General features: G+C 64.9%; 12 protein-coding genes. 7 read left to right on the top strand and 5 right to left on the bottom strand.

What is annotated here, in order from left to right; genetic code table 11:
* Positions 1-361: 361 nt before the first annotated feature.
* The gene (locus ACT5M9_RS16460) at positions 362-799 is read left to right on the top strand and encodes a VOC family protein (RefSeq protein ID WP_457980363.1); all 438 of its coding nucleotides are present in this window, start codon (positions 362-364) and stop codon (positions 797-799) included.
* 61 nt (positions 800-860) lie between these two features.
* On the opposite strand, the gene fumC is transcribed toward ACT5M9_RS16460, so the two are convergent.
* Positions 861-2,252: a class II fumarate hydratase gene (gene fumC / locus ACT5M9_RS16465; protein ID WP_457980362.1), complete on the bottom strand. Its 1,392-nt coding sequence runs from the start codon at positions 2,250-2,252 to the stop codon at positions 861-863.
* Positions 2,253-2,375: 123 nt separating this feature from the next.
* On the opposite strand from fumC, the gene ACT5M9_RS16470 reads away from it, so the two are divergent.
* From ACT5M9_RS16470 to ACT5M9_RS16480, 3 genes are read left to right on the top strand one after another with little or no spacing between them, the layout of a single operon-like run.
* A complete protein-coding gene (locus tag ACT5M9_RS16470; protein ID WP_457980360.1) occupies positions 2,376-2,801 on the top strand; it encodes a MarR family winged helix-turn-helix transcriptional regulator in 426 nt (141 codons plus the stop codon).
* A gap of 39 nt (positions 2,802-2,840) precedes the next feature.
* Entirely contained in the window at positions 2,841-3,902 is a 1,062-nt protein-coding gene (locus ACT5M9_RS16475; RefSeq protein ID WP_457980358.1) for an HlyD family secretion protein, read from the top strand.
* Positions 3,903-3,909: 7 nt separating this feature from the next.
* A complete protein-coding gene (locus ACT5M9_RS16480; RefSeq protein WP_457980357.1) occupies positions 3,910-5,448 on the top strand; it encodes a DHA2 family efflux MFS transporter permease subunit in 1,539 nt (512 codons plus the stop codon).
* A 133-nt stretch (positions 5,449-5,581) separates the two neighbouring features.
* On the opposite strand, the gene pepE is transcribed toward ACT5M9_RS16480, so the two are convergent.
* The 3 genes from pepE to ACT5M9_RS16495 all read right to left on the bottom strand — a co-directional run bounded on the left by pepE (position 5,582) and on the right by ACT5M9_RS16495 (position 8,968).
* Positions 5,582-6,310, bottom strand: coding sequence for a dipeptidase PepE (pepE, locus tag ACT5M9_RS16485; protein ID WP_457980355.1), 729 nt, complete (start codon positions 6,308-6,310; stop codon positions 5,582-5,584).
* A gap of 158 nt (positions 6,311-6,468) precedes the next feature.
* Positions 6,469-7,077, bottom strand: coding sequence for a response regulator transcription factor (locus ACT5M9_RS16490; protein WP_457980353.1), 609 nt, complete (start codon positions 7,075-7,077; stop codon positions 6,469-6,471).
* A 1-nt stretch (position 7,078) separates the two neighbouring features.
* Entirely contained in the window at positions 7,079-8,968 is a 1,890-nt protein-coding gene (locus ACT5M9_RS16495; protein ID WP_457980351.1) for a sensor histidine kinase, read from the bottom strand.
* A gap of 229 nt (positions 8,969-9,197) precedes the next feature.
* On the opposite strand from ACT5M9_RS16495, the gene dsrO reads away from it, so the two are divergent.
* The 3 genes from dsrO to ACT5M9_RS16510 are packed head-to-tail and all read left to right on the top strand — an operon-like array spanning position 9,198 to position 14,187.
* Complete coding sequence (dsrO, locus tag ACT5M9_RS16500; protein WP_457980349.1) at positions 9,198-9,962, top strand: sulfate reduction electron transfer complex DsrMKJOP subunit DsrO; 765 nt, start codon at positions 9,198-9,200, stop codon at positions 9,960-9,962.
* Positions 9,952-11,079 (top strand): NrfD/PsrC family molybdoenzyme membrane anchor subunit, encoded by a 1,128-nt coding sequence (nrfD, locus tag ACT5M9_RS16505; protein WP_457980347.1) that lies wholly within the window; start codon positions 9,952-9,954, stop codon positions 11,077-11,079. Before dsrO ends, nrfD begins: the two co-directional genes overlap by 11 nt.
* Entirely contained in the window at positions 11,080-14,187 is a 3,108-nt protein-coding gene (locus ACT5M9_RS16510; RefSeq protein ID WP_457980346.1) for a tetrathionate reductase subunit A, read from the top strand.
* Between the two features lie 58 nt (positions 14,188-14,245).
* On the opposite strand, the gene ACT5M9_RS16515 is transcribed toward ACT5M9_RS16510, so the two are convergent.
* Complete coding sequence (locus ACT5M9_RS16515; protein ID WP_457980344.1) at positions 14,246-15,619, bottom strand: endonuclease/exonuclease/phosphatase family protein; 1,374 nt, start codon at positions 15,617-15,619, stop codon at positions 14,246-14,248.
* Positions 15,620-15,632 lie beyond the last annotated feature (13 nt).

Below are 15,632 nucleotides of genomic sequence, written 5' to 3' on the forward strand. Positions count from 1 at the left end.
TTGACGATGATGGTGCAACCAGGTGCAACCTTCAAGTAAGAAATTTTAATGTACTGGCTACATTGCTGAATTTATCCCTGTCTATTGACGCTCGAGAGTGCGACCTAAGTGCGGTGCCTTATTAGTTTTCATAGAGATATTAGTGGTTTGGGAAATACACCTTATCTACGGTGCGGGGTGCAACCCATCGCATTGTGGGTGGCTCTTTTTTGTGGAGGGGCCGCTGTGCGCTCTGAGGGGGCGAGTACAACCGCCTCTTGTGGGTTTCGTATGGTCTTGTCAGGCCGTGTCCTGGTGAAGCCCGGCTCTTCTATGCTGATAGCTGGCCAAGGGGCCAGCCATCGATGACAAGGAGAAAGCCATGGCACGGGTCAGTACCTACCTCAATTTTGCCCGGGAGACGGAAGCCGCCTTCCTGTTCTACCGGGAGGTGTTTGGCGGCGACTTCAACGGCCCCATCCATCGCTTCAAGGACTCCCCCGGCTGTCCGGGTCAGGATCCGATTTCCCCGGTGGACGGGGAACTGGTGATGCACGTGGAGCTCACCATCCTCGGCGGCCACGTGCTGATGGGGACGGATGCCCCCGCCAGCATGGGCTTCACCCTGGTGCAGGGCAACAACAGCTACCTCAACCTGGAGCCGGACAGTCGGAGCGAGACCGACCGGCTGTTCGCGGCCCTGGGGGCGGGAGGCAAGGTGGAGATGGCGCTGCAGGAGATGTTCTGGGGCGACTACTTCGGCTCCTTGGTGGACAAGTTCGGCACCCACTGGATGTTCAACTGCCAGAGCAAGACTTGATAGCGGCCTTACAATGAAAAAGGGCGCCATGGCGCCCTTTTTATTTCTGTGGATAGATGCCTTATTGCTTGCGGCCCACCATATCGGCGGGCACCACCCAGGCATCGAACTGCTGAGCCGTGAGGTGGCCGGAGGCGATGGCCGCCTCCCGCAGGCTCAAGCCCTGATGGTGGGCGCGCTTGGCGATTTCGGCCGCCTTGTCGTAGCCGATGTGGGGGTTCAGCGCCGTTACCAGCATCAGGGAGCGGGAGAGCAGCTCGTCGATGCGATCCCGGTTCGGGCTGATGCCGACGGCGCAGTGCTCGTTGAAGCTCTTCATGCCGTCCGCCAGCAGCCGCACGCTCTGCAGGAGGTTGTGGGCCATCATGGGTCTGAACACGTTCAGCTCGAAGTTGCCGCTGGCGCCACCGATGTTGATGGCCACATCGTTGCCCATCACCTGGGCGCACAGCATGGTGAGCGCCTCGCTCTGGGTCGGGTTGACCTTGCCCGGCATGATGGAGGAGCCGGGCTCGTTCTCGGGGATGAGCAGCTCGCCGAGGCCGCTGCGGGGGCCGCTCGCGAGCCAACGCACGTCGTTGGCGATCTTCATGAGCGACGCGGCCAGCGTCTTGAGGGCGCCGTGGGCATGGACCTGGGCATCGCTCGCCGCCAGCGCCTCGAACTTGTTGGGGGCGCTCACCAGCGGCAGGCTGGTCTGCTCGGCCAGGGTCCTGGCCACCGCCTCGGCGAAGCCGGGGGGGCAGTTGAGGCCTGTTCCCACCGCGGTGCCACCGAGTGCCAGCTCATACAGATGGGGCAGGGCGGCGCGCAGGTGGCGCTCCCCATGTTCGAGCTGGGCGACCCAGCCGGAGAACTCTTGGCCCAGGGTGAGGGGGGTCGCATCCTGCAGGTGGGTGCGACCTATCTTGACGATGTCGTCGAAGGCGGCGGCCTTGCTCGCCAGGGTCTCCTTGAGGGCGATGAGCGCCGGCAGCAGCTGGCCCGTGATGGCGGTGGCGGCGGCCAGGTTCATGGCGCTCGGGAAGACGTCGTTGCTGGACTGGCTCTTGTTGACCTCGTCGTTGGGGTGGATCAGGCGATCCTCCCCCCGGGCGCCGCCGAGCAGCTCGCTCGCCCGGTTCGCCAGCACCTCGTTGAGATTCATGTTGGTCTGGGTTCCGGAGCCGGTCTGCCACACCATCAGCGGGAACTCGGCCTGGTGCTGGCCGCACAAGATCTCGTCCGCCGCCGCCATGATGGCCTGGGCCTTGCGGGCGGCGAGCAGCCCGAGATCGTGGTTGACCCGGGCGCAGGCGGACTTGATGCGGGCGAGGGCATAGATGATCTCCTGGGGTTGCCGCTCCCCGGAGATGTTGAAGTGATGCAATGAGCGCTGGGTCTGGGCGCCCCAGAGCCTGTCCGCCGGCACGGCGATCTCCCCGAGGCTGTCCCGTTCCATCCTGATATTCATGACATTTCTCCTGCCGATTGGATGCTGGTTCCCTAGCATGGCCATAAACGACGGCCGAGGCCAGTTTGCATAAATCTGTATTTTGCATATAATAAGTAAAGCTTATTATATAGGTTGGCTATCATGTACAAACAACCGGATACCCTGGGATTCCTGATCGGCGACGTGCAGCGCCTGATGCGCCGCCAGTTCCAGCAGCAGCTGGAGGGCAGTTGTCTGACCCTGGCCCAGGCTCGCGTCCTGGTCCATATCGCCCGCAGCGAGGGCATACGCCAGGTGGATCTCGCCGAGCGGTTGGACGTCCAGCCCATCACGCTGGCGCGCCAGCTCGATCAGATGGCCGACAACGGCCTGGTGGAGCGGCGCAACGACCCCAACGACAGGCGTGCCCATCAGCTGTTCCTGACCGAGGGGGCCGAACCCTATCTCGAGAAGATCAAGCAGGCCTCCGCTGTGGTGCATCAGCACGCCATCGGTGAGCTGGGGGAGGCGGGCACCCGCGCCCTCTGCGACGCCCTCAAGACCCTGCGCGACAATCTCTCGAAGTAATGATCTCATCTTTATCAGCATTGAATGTGGAGTGTTTCTATGAATGCCGAATCTTCCCCTCCCCAAACGCCGGTGATGAACCGCCGCCGGACCCGTCTGATTCTGCTGATGGTGGTACCGGCCCTGGCCCTGCTCGGCATAGGTGCCATCTACATGCTGGGTGGCCGTTATGTCGAGACCGACAACGCCTATGTGAAGGCGGACAAGGTGCCCATCAGTACAGAGGTGCTGGGCCGGGTGGCCAAGGTCTATGTGAATGAGAACGAGCAGGTCAAGGCCGGTCAGCTGATGTTCGAGCTGGATCCCGAGACCTTCCAGGTGGCGGTGACCAAGGCCGAGGCGGAGCTCGCCAAGGTGCGCACCGATCTGGTGGCGTTGCAGACCAGCTATCGCGGTCAGCAGGCGGAGATCGACGTGGCCCGCACCCGCCACGCCTATGCCCTGAAAGAGGAGCACCGTCAGGCGGATCTGGTGGCCAAACACTTCACCTCCACCGCCAACTATGACGATGCCCGCCAGCTCACCATACAGACCGCCCAGCAACAGGTGGCGCTGGAGGAGGGGCTCAAGAAGATAGAGGCCTCCCTGAACGGGGACGTCAACCTGCCGGTGGAGCAGCAGCCCGCCTATCAGGAAGCCGCCGCCGAGCTCGCCAAGGCCAAGCTGGATCTCGCCCGCACCAAGATCTACGCCCCCGCCAACGGCATCGCCAGCCAGCTGCCCAAGCCGGGCCAGTACAGCATCGTCGGCATGACCGCCATGATGTTGGTGGAGACCGACAGCCCCTGGATAGAGGCGAACTTCACCGAAACCGAGCTGACCCATGTGCAGCCGGGGCAGGAGGTGGAGATCAGCCTGGATACCTACCCGGATGCCCATTGGCACGGGGTGGTGGAGAGCCTGAGCCCGGCCACCGGCTCCGAGTTCTCGGTGATCCCGGCCCAGAATGCCACCGGCAACTGGGTCAAGATCGCCCAGCGAGTCGCGGTGCGCATCAAGCTGGACGAGATGGCCTCCGGGCCCACTCTGCGCGCCGGCCTGAGCGCCATCACCAAGATAGACACCGGCCACAAACGCAGCCTGCTGGGCTGGTCATTCTGAGGTTGATATGACGACGCAAAGCCATCAGGGGGTGGATCAGAGCTCCCGACGTGGCTTCATCACCCTGTCGGTGATGTTGGCCACCATCATGCAGGCGCTGGACACCACCATCGCCAACGTCGCCCTGCCCCATATGCAGGGGGCCATGGGCGCCACCCAGGATCAGATCTCCTGGGTGCTCACCTCCTACATAGTGGCGGCGGCCATCTTCATGCCGCTCACCGGCTTCGTCTCGGCACGGATAGGTCGCAAGAAACTCTTCATGTGGTCGGTGGCGGGTTTCACCGTCGCCTCCATGCTGTGCGGGGCGGCCCAGAGCCTGGATCAGATAGTGCTGTTCCGTCTGCTGCAGGGGATCTTCGGCGCCAGCCTGGTGCCCCTCTCCCAGGCCGTGCTGTTAGACACCTATCCGCCGGAGAAGCATGGTTCCGCCATGGCGCTCTGGGGCATAGGGGTCATGGTGGGCCCCATCCTGGGGCCATCCCTCGGCGGCTGGCTCACCGAGTACTACAACTGGCGCTGGGTGTTCTACATCAACCTACCGTTCGGCCTGCTGGCCTGGTTTGGCCTCGCCGCCTTCATCGAGGAGACCAGGATAGATGCGAGCCGCCGCTTCGATCTGCTGGGCTTCGCCCTGCTCAGCCTCGGCATAGGGGCGCTGCAGATGGCGCTGGACAGAGGGGAGTCCCAGAACTGGTTCGCGAGCCCCGAGATCGTCATCGAGACCATCTTGATGGTGATGGCGTTTTACTTGTTCGTGGTGCACATCTTCACCCACAAGCACCCCTACATAGAGCCGGCCCTATTCAAGGATCGCAACTTCAGCGTCGGCCTGGTGTTCATCTTCATCGTCGGCATCATCTTGCTGGCGACCATGACATTGCTGCCCCCCTTCATGCAGGGGCTGATGGGTTACCCGGTCATCGACGTGGGCTACCTGCTGGCGCCGCGCGGGGTGGGTACCATGTTCGCCATGATGCTGGTGGGCCGGTTGTCCGGCCGGGTGGATGTTCGCATCCTCATCCTGCTGGGGCTGCTGCTCACCAGCTTCTCCATGTGGGAGATGACCCTGTTCAACACGGACATCAGCAGTTGGGACATAGTACGCACCGGTATCATCCAGGGGCTGGGGCTCGGCTTCATCTTCGTGCCGCTCTCCACCGTTACCTTCGCGACCCTGGCGCCACGGTTTCGCAACGAGGGAACGGCGCTGTTCAGCCTGGTGCGCAACATCGGCAGCAGCATCGGCATCTCGGTCGTGATCACCTATCTGGCCCAGCGCACCCAGATGAACCACGAGGTGTTCGCCTCCTACATCAACCCCTTCAACACCGGGTTGCAGCAGGGGATGGGGGTGGCGGCGCTGATGGCCCCCAAGGGGCTCGCCATGCTCAATGGCGAAGTGACCCGCCAGGCCAGCCTGCTCGCCTACCTGCAGGACTTCCGCCTGATGATGTGGGTGACCCTGTGCGCGGTGCCGCTGGTGCTGCTGCTCAAGGCCCCCAAGCGGGGCGGCAAGCAGGAGGAGATGGCGATCCTGGAATAAGGGCCCGCCCTTATCCGGGAACCTAGTGTTCAGCCCCTGCTCAGGCAGAGGGAGAAAACAGGGCATAGAAAAGAGGGATGGCCTGAGCCATCCCTCTTTTTATTGATGCATCTCATCTGACGACGCCAGTGCGTCAGATCTTGGGAGCGAAGGGAGTTAGTCCAGCCAGCGGGGAGGCATCCATAAATTCCTGGGGCGCCTCGCCGTGTTTGAAGATCTTGAAGTCCTGGCCGCGGGCGCTCCAGTACTCGATGGACTCACCGCTGATCTGCAACAGGCTGGCTTCGCGCAGAGCCACCACATGCTCGCTTGGGTTGACGGCGCAGAACTCGGCGAGGCGCTCATCCCGGGTCTCCCCCATGTGACCGCTGATGCTGGCATCCAGATAGTGGGGGTTGATCTGCAGGGGGAACAGGCCGAGGGCGGGCAGCACGGCGGCGTTGCACACCGGCATATCGTTGGTGGTGCGAATGCTCGGGGTCGCCACGTTGCAACCTGCGCTCCAGCCCACATAGGGCACGCCACGCTCGCGCACGGCGCGCTGGATCGGCACGATCAGGCTGTATTCGTGCAGCAGCTGGTTCAGGCGCCAGGTGTTGCCGCCGCTGATGAAGATGGCATCGGCCTGGTTGATGGCCGCCACCGGATCGTCGAAGTGGTGGATGCTGATGGCTTCCACTCCCAGGCTCTCGGTGAGCTCATTGGCGCGGGCATCCCAGTCGCTGCGGATCACCGCATAGGGGATGAGCAGGATGCGCTTGACCTGTTTGCGGGCGAGCACGCTCTGAACCCGCTCACGGGCCCAGCCGAGCAGGCCAGGGAATTCGGTGGCTTTACCATTGCTCAGAAGAAGCAGTTCCATAGTGACTCCTCGATAGCTGAAAGGCGCAGGGCCGGGGCCCTGATCTAAGGCAGACAGGCACTCTACCCCCATCGAGGCAAAAAGTGTGTGATCTCATCCCGTTTTGTGCCCGGCTATTGATTGCATGGTCAGTTTTTGGCCGCCACCGCCAGTCTCAATCAGGGGGCCGAAGTGACATCCGCATAGAGCAGCATCAGCTCGGCCATGGACTCCACCTCGAGCCGCTTCATCAGGCTGGCGCGGCACACCTCGACGGTGCGCACCGAGATGCAGAGCGTGCTCGCTATCTGCTGGTTCTTGTGACCCTGGGCGATGAGCTGCAACAGTTGGTGCTCGCGGGGGGGCAGGCGGCGGTAGGCGCGCTGGTGCACAAGGCGTGTCGCGGCGACCCGGGTCGCCTGCCAGGCCCGTTCGATGGCACCGAGCAAGGGGGCGAGCTGCACCGGTTTTTGCAGGAAGTCGATGGCCCCCAGTTTCAAGGATTCCACCGCCAATGGCACATCCCCGTGGCCGGTGAGAAACAGTATGGCGATGGGGCTCTGCGCCTCTTTCAGCCTCTGCTGCAGCTCGGGGCCGGACAGCCCCGGCATGCGGCAATCCAGGATAAGGCAGGCGGGTTGCTCCAAGTCCACCTCGGCGAGGAAGCGTTCGCCGTCGTCGAAACAGTCAAGGGTCAGATCGCTGCTCTCCAGCATAAAGCGCAGGGCGTCGAGCACGGCCCTGTCGTCGTCGACCAGATAGAGGGGAAGCTGGGAGGGGCTCGGCATATCAGTTCCTCGGGCTGGGAGGGGCCTTGGGCACCTCCATGGGAGCGGGGATCAGCACCAGGGCGAGGCAACCCCGGGGGCTGGCGTTGGTGAGGCTGAAGTGGCCGCGATGGCACTCCACGACATCCCGGCAGATGGCGAGGCCAAGCCCCATGCCACCCGGCTTGCTGCTGTAAAACGGCTGCTGCCACTGGGCCTCCGGCAGTCCCGGGCCATTGTCTCGCACCTCCAGCCGCAACCTCTCTTCCTCGAAGGCGATCAGCAGCTCGACCCTGGGCTCGGCATCCGCTGATTGGGCACCAGCCTGCGCCGCACTCTCGGCGCCATTTCGGATCAGGTTCACCAGCAGCTGCTCCATGCCGGTAGCGTCCAGCAACAGCAGCCTGGGCTGGCCTTGCCAGCTCAGGTGAAGGGAGACTCCGAGGGACGTCAGCAGTTGCTCCAGCAAGGGGATCAGCTGCGTGACCAGGGCCTGCAGATCCGTGGGCTCTGGCTGGCGCGGCCGCTTCTGCCAGCGGGATCTCAGCCTCCCTATGGTCTGGCTGATGCGCTCTACCTGCTGGCCAATCTGCTCCAGGGCCTGTCTCAGGGCCGGATCCGGCGAGCCCTGCCCTTGCCGCGTGAGGCGCAGCAGGGCTCCCTGGCTGTAGCCTGCGATAGCGGTCAGGGGCTGGTTTATTTCGTGGGCCATGGTGGCACCGAGCTCGCCGAGCCTAGCCAGGTGCTGGGCCTGCTCGAGCTGGCGCACCTTGTCATCGAACTGACGGGCCTGCTCGTCGATCCGCTGGCGGGCACGGCTCAAGCGGCGCTGGCTGCGGTTGAACAGGTGTTGCAGCAGCAGGTGGTGACCTGCGAGCAGTCCGATCAGCAGCAGCGCCCCCCAGCCCCATTGCCGATGCTGGCGCAACCAGTGCCAGGCCTCCTGCCACCAGGGGCCCTGCAGGGGGTGGCGATCCAGCTCCTTGAGCAAGCGATCGATGGCGAGCGGGCTGGCGGGTACTGTCCAGCCCGCCGAGTCGGCGGCGACGGCGGCCGCGCTGTCCGGGGGCAGGGCGAACAGGGCGCGGGTGACCGCCAGCGCGAGTTCGGGGGCGACTCGCTGCGTGCTTGCCATGGACCAGTTCGGATAGAGCCGGGTCGAGCTCTGGCAGCCAAGGCCCGTCGTTGCCTGCTGGTCCAGCACCCGAAATGCCCCCTCCGCGACCTTGCCTTCTCGCACCATGCGCTCCAACTGGCAGACCGGCACTATGGCGGCAGTCACTGCCTTGCGCTGCAGTTGGGAGATCAGTCTATCCAGCGGAAATCCGGTGAAGTCTATCGCCGCAAAGAAGTCATCTATCCGCACACCCTGCTGATGGGCCTCGAAACGGTAGGCGAGATAACCACCGAAGGCCTCTTTTGATACGGCGGCCACCGTCTCGCCCTTGAGCTCCCGCCAGTGGCGGTAGGGGGCGTCGGCCTGCACCACCAGGGCGGCGCCGATGACCAGGTTGTCTCCGCCATCCGGGCTCTTGAGGGTGGCGAGCCAGGAGAGGGGATATTGGCGCGACAGGCTGACCAGTTGGCCCGGGTTGGTGATGACAAAGTCGATCCGTTCATCGGCGACGGCCTCGGCCAAGCCGTCGAGCGCCAACGGCACCAGCGCGAAGCCCTGGCCCGGCACGGATTGGGTGAGCCAATCCAGCAGCGGCTGCCACTGCCGGCGAGCGGGATCCAGGCCGCGAGTCGCGAGCACCCCGACCCGCACCGGTTCGGCGGTTTGAGTTGGCGTGGCAGGTGCGGTGGCTGCTAGGGCCTGTGTCGTCAGGGCCAGCATGGCCATCAGCCAAAGCAGACCCATCAGGATGCGCTTCTGGCCGTGGGGGATAAAGGAGATCGGGGAGTCAGGCATGGGCGGCAGTCTATCACCGCGAGTATCGCCTGGGGCCGCTCAACCGCCTTGCCGGGCGCGCAATGGGGGGCCCGTCACAGTTCGGCCAGAGGCCCGCCGCTTTTCTTGCGCTGGATCAAGGGGGCCCTCGCTATGTGGAAAACCACAATAGAGACGAATTTTTCTGCCGGGGACAATGGCCTCATCCCCATGCTTGCCTAGTCTGGCAAGCCAGCAGAAGGAAGCATCCATGGAGCCCAGCAAGCGCCGATTGTTATCCGGCATCGCCGCCATCACAGCCGGTGCGGCCCTGATCCCCGTCACCCAGGTTCATGCCCAGGGCCAGGGGGCCCGCCCGGCCATAGGTCGCGGCGATCCCGGCAAGCGTTACGGCATGCTGATCGACCTGCGCCGCTGCGTCGGCTGTCAGGCCTGCACCATCGAAAATCAGCCCCCCCTCGGCCAGTTTCGCACCACTGTCAGTCAGTATGAGGTGAGCGATGTGACGGCTCTCGATGCCCCTGCGTCCCTCTTCATGTTGCCGAGGCTCTGCAACCACTGCGCCGAGCCCGCCTGCTTGGACGTCTGCCCCACGGGGGCCACCTTCCAGCGGGACGACGGCATCGTCGTGGTCAACAACGACTGGTGCGTCGCCTGCGGCTATTGCGTGCAGGCCTGCCCCTACGACGCCCGCTTCATCAACCACGAGACTCACGCCGCCGACAAGTGCACCTTCTGCGCCCACCGGCTGGAGGCGGGGCTTCTGCCCGCCTGCGTGGAGAGCTGCGTCGGCGAGGCGCGCATCATAGGGGATCTAAACGATCCTGCGAGCCAGATCAGCCGCTTGTTGCGCGAGCACGAGTCCGCCCTCAAGGTGCTCAAGCCCGAGGCCCATACCCAGCCGCGGGTCTTCTATCTCGGCATGGACGAGGCCTTCGTCAGCAAGGTAGACGGCAACCCGGCCCTGCGCACCCTGCTGACCGACGATGGCAAGGAGATAGCCCATGACCATTAACGAACTGCTGGCCCCGGATCAGCCCATCACCTGGCTACCCTGGGCGGTGCAATATTTCTTCCTTATTGGCCTCGCCTACGGCGCCCTCTGGCTCGGTGCGTTTGATCTGTGGCGCAAGGCGCCGGACAGTCGGCTCCAAACCCTGGCCGCTGTGTTGATGATGGGCGCGGGTCTGGTGGCCCCCATCGCCCTGACGGCGGACCTGCACCAGCCGGCCCGGGCTTGGCACTTCTACGCCCAGACCCGCTTCAGCTCCATCATGTGGTACGGCGCCTATCTGCTGCCCCTGTTCAGCCTGCTCAGCATGCTGCTGGGCTGGTTATTGGTAAGGCCAGCCCTGGCCCAGCGCGGCCAGGGGAATGACGTCATAGCCCGTCTCGCCCGCCTGCTCTGTCTGGGCGCTTGGTCAGTCGATCGCTGGCTCAAGCCGCTCTCCCTGCTGGCTGCCCTGAGTGGCCTCAGCATCGCCCTCTACACCGGCCTCGAGACCATGGCGGTCGAGGCTCGCCCGCTCTGGCACAGCCCCTGGCTGCCCTGGCTGCTGGTCATCAGCGCCCTGCTGGGAGCCCAGGGCGCCCTGATGCTGCTCAACCGATTGCTGGCGGGCTGGCGTGCGCAGACCGAGGCGACCCTGCTGCGTCAGAGCCGCTGGACCCTGGCCCTGCTCGCTCTCTCCCTGCTCGGCTGGGCCCTGTTCGGCGGCGCCTCGGCGGCGGAGGCGAGCGCGCTCTATAGACTCGATCCCAGCTGGCGGCTGGCGGCCCGTTGGCTGCTGCTGACCCTGGCGCTGCTCGGTGCCCTGATGCTGGTGGGAAGGGGATCCCGCCGAGTGCAACCCTGGCGGCTGTGGGGGCTGGCGCTGCTCGCCCTACACCTAGTGTGGGGGCTGCGCTGGCTGGTGCTGATCCAGGGGCAGCTCGCCCCCAAATACGGGGCCGGTGTCTACCTCTACCAGATAGCCTGGGGCCCAGAGGGTGTGCTCGGCATCCTAGGCACCTTCGGCCTGCTGCTGGCCCTGCTGGTGGCGCTTAGCGAACTGGTGCGCCCCTCTCCTTCATCCACTCCCGATTCCACCACCCAGGCATCCGCCCCCCAATCTGCACGCGAGGCAAACTAGATGGATCACAGCAAACGCAAGTTTCTCAAGGGCGCCGCCATCGCCGGGGGCACAGGGCTCTTCGTGGCCGGATACAGCGATACCCTCCAGCAGGTGGTGAGCGGGGTGGCCACCGGCAGCGCCGGCAAGCCGACCCGGGATCCCATCCACGGCAACTCTCTTCCCGTGGAGTTTCGGGTCGATGCACAGGGGGAACTGCACCCCAACCCGGCCCAGCGCCTCGCCAATACCATGTGCCTCGGTTGCTGGACCCTGTGCGGGGTGCGGGCCCGCATCGACAACGAGAGCGACAAGATAGTGCGGATCCTCGGCAACCCCTATCACCCGCTCTCCGCCCGCCACCACATCGACTTCAAGACCCCGATCAAACAGGCTCTGCTCGGCACCAGCGGTTATCAGGAGGGGGGGCTGGACGGCCGCTCCACCGCCTGCGCCCGGGGCAACGCCATGCTGGAACAGCTCGACAGCCCGCACCGGGTTACTCGCTGCCTCAAGCGGGTGGGGCCGCGCGGCAGCGGCCGCTGGCAGAGCATTTCGTTTGAGCAGTTGGTGATCGAAGTGGTGGAGGGGGGCGATCTGTTCGGCGAGGGCCTGGTCGAGGGGCTGAAGGCCATCCGCAATCTCGCGGAGCCGCTGGATCCCGCGAACCCGGAATACGGCCCCAAGGCCAACCAACTGCTGGTGAGCAACGCCTCGGACGAGGGGCGGGATCACTTTATCAAGCGCTTCACCTTCAACGGCTTCGGCACCCGCAACTTCGCGAACCACGGCGCTTACTGCGGCCTGTCGTTCCGGGTGGGGGCCGGCGCCCTGCTGGACGATCTGGAAAAAAACGCCCACCTCAAGCCGGACTGGGACGAGAGCGACTTCCTGCTGTTCATGGGCACCTCACCACAGCAGTCCGGCAACCCCTTCAAGCGCCAATCCCGCCAGCTGGCGGCGAACCGGGCGCGGGAGGGCAAGCCCTTCTCCTACGTGGTGGTGGCCCCCAGTCTGCCGAACACGGTGAACATGCCGTCCGCCCCCGCCAACCGCTGGTTGCCCATCAGGCCCGCCACGGATTCCGCCCTGGCCCTGGCCATGTTGCGCTGGATCATCGACAACGACCGTTACGCCGAACCCTTCCTAGGAGCGCCCAATGCCGAGGCCGCTGAGCGGGCCGGTTATCGCGGTTTCAGCAACGCCAGCCATTTAGTTATTTGCGATGAATCCCACCCGCGCTTCGGCCAGATGCTGCGCGCCAGCGATCTCGGGCTGCCCTTTGAGGGGGAAGCCTATGGGGAGGGGGACGTCGTGCTGGTGGCCGATGCGGGCAGCGGTGCCCTGCTGCCTGCGAGCCGGTGCGAGCGGGCCAGCCTCTGGGTGGATCGCCGCATCGCGGTTCCGGGCGGCGAGCTGGCGGTCAAGAGCAGCTTCCAGCTGCTCGCCGAATCGTGCCGGGAGATGAGCCTCGAGCAGTACAGTGCCGAGTGCGCCGTGCCGGTGAACGACATCGTCGAGCTGGCGCGGGAGTTCACCAGCCACGGCACCCGGGCGGCTGTGGTCTCTCACGGTGGCACCATGAGCGCCAACGGCTTCTACTCGGCCTGGGCCATCATGATGCTAAACGCCATGATAGGAAACCTCAACGCCAGAGGCGGCGCAGTGGCGAGTGGCGGCAAGTTCGACCCCTTCGGTGCCGGGCCGCGCTACGATCTGACGAGCTTCCCGGGCATGGTCAAACCCGCAGGGGTCTTCCTGTCCCGCTCCAAGTTCCCCTACGAGAAAACCTCCGAATATCGGCGCAAGCGGGAGGCGGGGCAGAACCCCTATCCGGCGCATGAGCCCTGGTTCCCCATCTCGGGCCCATTGCTCGGCGAGCACCTGACTGCGGCGGTGAACGGCTATCCCTATCGGCTCAAGGCCTGGATCAACCACATGGGCAACCCTCTCTATGGTCAGGCGGGGCTCGCCAAGGCCATAGGGGAGCAACTGAAAGACCCCAAGGTGCTGCCGCTCTTTATCAGCATCGACAGCTTCATCAATGAATCCTCGGCGCTCTCTGACTACATAGTGCCGGACACCCTCACCTATGAGTCCTGGGGCTGGGCCACCGCCTGGCACGGGGTCATGACCAAGGTCTCCACCGGCCGCTGGCCCGTGGTGGAACCGCGGGTTGCCAAGACCGCCGAGGGGGATCCCGTCTGCATGGAGTCCTTCCTGATCGCCGTGGCCAAGCGCCTCTCACTGCCGGGCTTTGGCGAGGGGGCGGTTGAGGGGGCGGATGGCAAGCTGCATGGCCTTAACCGGGCGGCGGACTTCTCCCTCTATGGCGCGGCGAACGTCGCCTTCCTGGGTCAGCCGGTTCCCGCCATAGATCTTGAGGATCTCGCCTGGTCCGGGGTGGAGCGCATCATGCCGGTGCTGAATGCCACCCTGAGCCCGGAGGAGGCGAGCCGCGCCGCCTACCTCTTCGCACGGGGCGGACGCTTCGAACCCGTCGCCAAGGGGCGCGATGACTCGGGTCAGCCGAGCAAGCGCTGGCCCAAGCCATTGATGCTGTGGAACCCGGAGGTGGGCAGCCGTCGTCATAGCCAAAGCGGCCGGTTCCTGAGCGGCACCCCGCGCTTCTTCCGCCCCCAGCTGGCGGATGGCACGCCGCTTGGCGAGGCATTCAAACCGGCTCAGTGGCCCCTGCTGCTCACCAGCTACAAGTCCCACACCATGAGCTCCATGAGCATCGGCTCCGATCGTCTGCGCCAGGTGAACCCCAGCAACCGGGTGCGGCTCAACGAGCAGACGGCGGCTCGCCTCGGCATCGAGAGCGGGGACAGGGTGCGGGTCAGCACCCCGGATGGCAGCGTGATCGGGCTGGCCGAGTGCGTGGCCGGGGTGCAGGCAGATGCCATCGCCATCGAACACGGCTTCGGCCACAAGGAGCTGGGGGCAAGGGCGCACTGGGTCGATGGCAAGGAGGTGGCCGCCAGCGCCCTGCGCGGGGCCGGGGTCAACCTCAACGATCTCGCGGTGCTGGATCCCAGCCGCCATGGCCGCTACCCCCTGGTGGACTGGGCCATCGGCTCCTCGGCCCGCCAGGGGCTGCCGGCCCGGGTCGACAAGCTGGTGTAGCGCCGGATGCAAAAAAGCGGGGCCATCATGGCCCCGCTTTTCATTGCGCTTCTGAACATCAGTTATCCAGTTCGAAGTCCACCCACACCAGGCGGTGATCCGAGCTCACCCCCTTGGCGATGCCTCGCTGTGCGTCATACACCAGGTGGTAGCCGGGCTCGAAGCTGGCGGGCCAGAACACCCCCGAGGCCACCGCATTGAGGTTGGCGGAGGGGATCAGGTGATCGAGCTGCAGGCCGCTGCTGCTGGTGATGCGCTCCGGCGTGCTTCTGTTGTTGTTGCGGGTGCACAGCTTGGATTGGCTGGCGAGGCACTCGGGGCCCCCCTGGCTCACCGGGATCAGGGCGCCGTTGGTGACCGCCTGATTGACCAGCACATGGTTGTGCAGATCCTGGATGGCACTCAGATCCCCGTCACCGAGCTGGGGATCGGCGTTGAGATCCCCGGCGATGATGAAGCGGGCGCCCTCAGCCAAGCCACCGGCCTTGCCCGCGTCATCCACCATGTAGCTCGCGGCCTCCACATAGTCCTGCCAGAAGGCGACCTCGGCCCGGTTGTGCTTGACGTTGTGGCGCGCAGCGTTGCCGAAGATGGGCGGGGTCGGGTGGGAGATGAGGAAGTGGATGACCTGTTCCCCCTTGGCGGTCTTGACCCGCACCGGCACGTCCGCGTGGTTCTTGGAGGAGAGGGGGAACTGATCCCAGGCGGCTGCATCATACCAGGCATCGCCGCACTGGCGGCCGGCGGGGATCGGCGCCTTGGGGTTGTTGCAGTCGTCGATGACTGGGTTGGTTTCGCCGGGCATGTCCTTCCACTTGAAGTGCTGGAAGGTGCGGATCCCCTTGGTGTCGATGGGATACTTCGACATCACGGCGAAGGCGTACTGGCCGTGATAGTTGCCAAAGCCCCAGGCGTCGTCCGGCCCGCTGCTGACCTTGCCGTCCAGGTTGAGGTCCTGGCCGCTCATCAGGCCGGTGTTGGTGGCGAAGTTCTGCATCACCGGGTAGCTGATGGCCTGCACCTCGGCGTGCTGCGGATGGGCCAGGTAGTTGGTGTTGAATGCCTGCAGATCGGCGCTGCTCTCCCCCTTGCCGTCGTTGTCGAACTCGTTGAGCAGGAAGACGTCCGGGCGGGTACGCTGGATGATCTCGGCGATATTGCGGATCTGCTGCACGTCCTTGGCGCGGGTGATCTCGGCCTGGCTGAGGCTGCCGTCGCCGCTCTGATAGCGAGTCAGCAGGGCATCCTGGGCGGCTCTGTCCAGCGCTAGCTCGGCGCTCAGCATACCGGCCGCGGTGCGATCGAAGGAGAGGTTGAAGGTGGCGAAGCGAACCATGGTGTCCGGGGCCTCTGAGTCATTTTGGCTGTTACAGCCTGCCAGCATTCCGAGGGAAATGGCAGCGGCGAGCAGGGTCTTGTTGGTTTTTTTCATTGTAATATTCCGT

This window comes from Aeromonas sp. AE23HZ002T15, assembly GCF_054165525.2.

Excerpts from the sequence above, each read along its gene's own strand:
- ACT5M9_RS16495 (WP_457980351.1), bottom strand. The coding sequence starts at position 8,968 with ATGCCTGACTCCCCGATCTCCTTTATCCCCCACGGCCAGAAGCGCATC.
- nrfD (WP_457980347.1), top strand. The coding sequence starts at position 9,952 with ATGACCATTAACGAACTGCTGGCCCCGGATCAGCCCATCACCTGGCTA.
- fumC (WP_457980362.1), bottom strand. The coding sequence starts at position 2,252 with ATGAATATCAGGATGGAACGGGACAGCCTCGGGGAGATCGCCGTGCCG.
- ACT5M9_RS16490 (WP_457980353.1), bottom strand. The coding sequence starts at position 7,077 with ATGCCGAGCCCCTCCCAGCTTCCCCTCTATCTGGTCGACGACGACAGG.
- ACT5M9_RS16460 (WP_457980363.1), top strand. The coding sequence starts at position 362 with ATGGCACGGGTCAGTACCTACCTCAATTTTGCCCGGGAGACGGAAGCC.
- pepE (WP_457980355.1), bottom strand. The coding sequence starts at position 6,310 with ATGGAACTGCTTCTTCTGAGCAATGGTAAAGCCACCGAATTCCCTGGC.
- ACT5M9_RS16515 (WP_457980344.1), bottom strand. The coding sequence starts at position 15,619 with ATGAAAAAAACCAACAAGACCCTGCTCGCCGCTGCCATTTCCCTCGGA.
- ACT5M9_RS16470 (WP_457980360.1), top strand. The coding sequence starts at position 2,376 with ATGTACAAACAACCGGATACCCTGGGATTCCTGATCGGCGACGTGCAG.
- ACT5M9_RS16475 (WP_457980358.1), top strand. The coding sequence starts at position 2,841 with ATGAATGCCGAATCTTCCCCTCCCCAAACGCCGGTGATGAACCGCCGC.
- ACT5M9_RS16510 (WP_457980346.1), top strand. The coding sequence starts at position 11,080 with ATGGATCACAGCAAACGCAAGTTTCTCAAGGGCGCCGCCATCGCCGGG.
- dsrO (WP_457980349.1), top strand. The coding sequence starts at position 9,198 with ATGGAGCCCAGCAAGCGCCGATTGTTATCCGGCATCGCCGCCATCACA.
- ACT5M9_RS16480 (WP_457980357.1), top strand. The coding sequence starts at position 3,910 with ATGACGACGCAAAGCCATCAGGGGGTGGATCAGAGCTCCCGACGTGGC.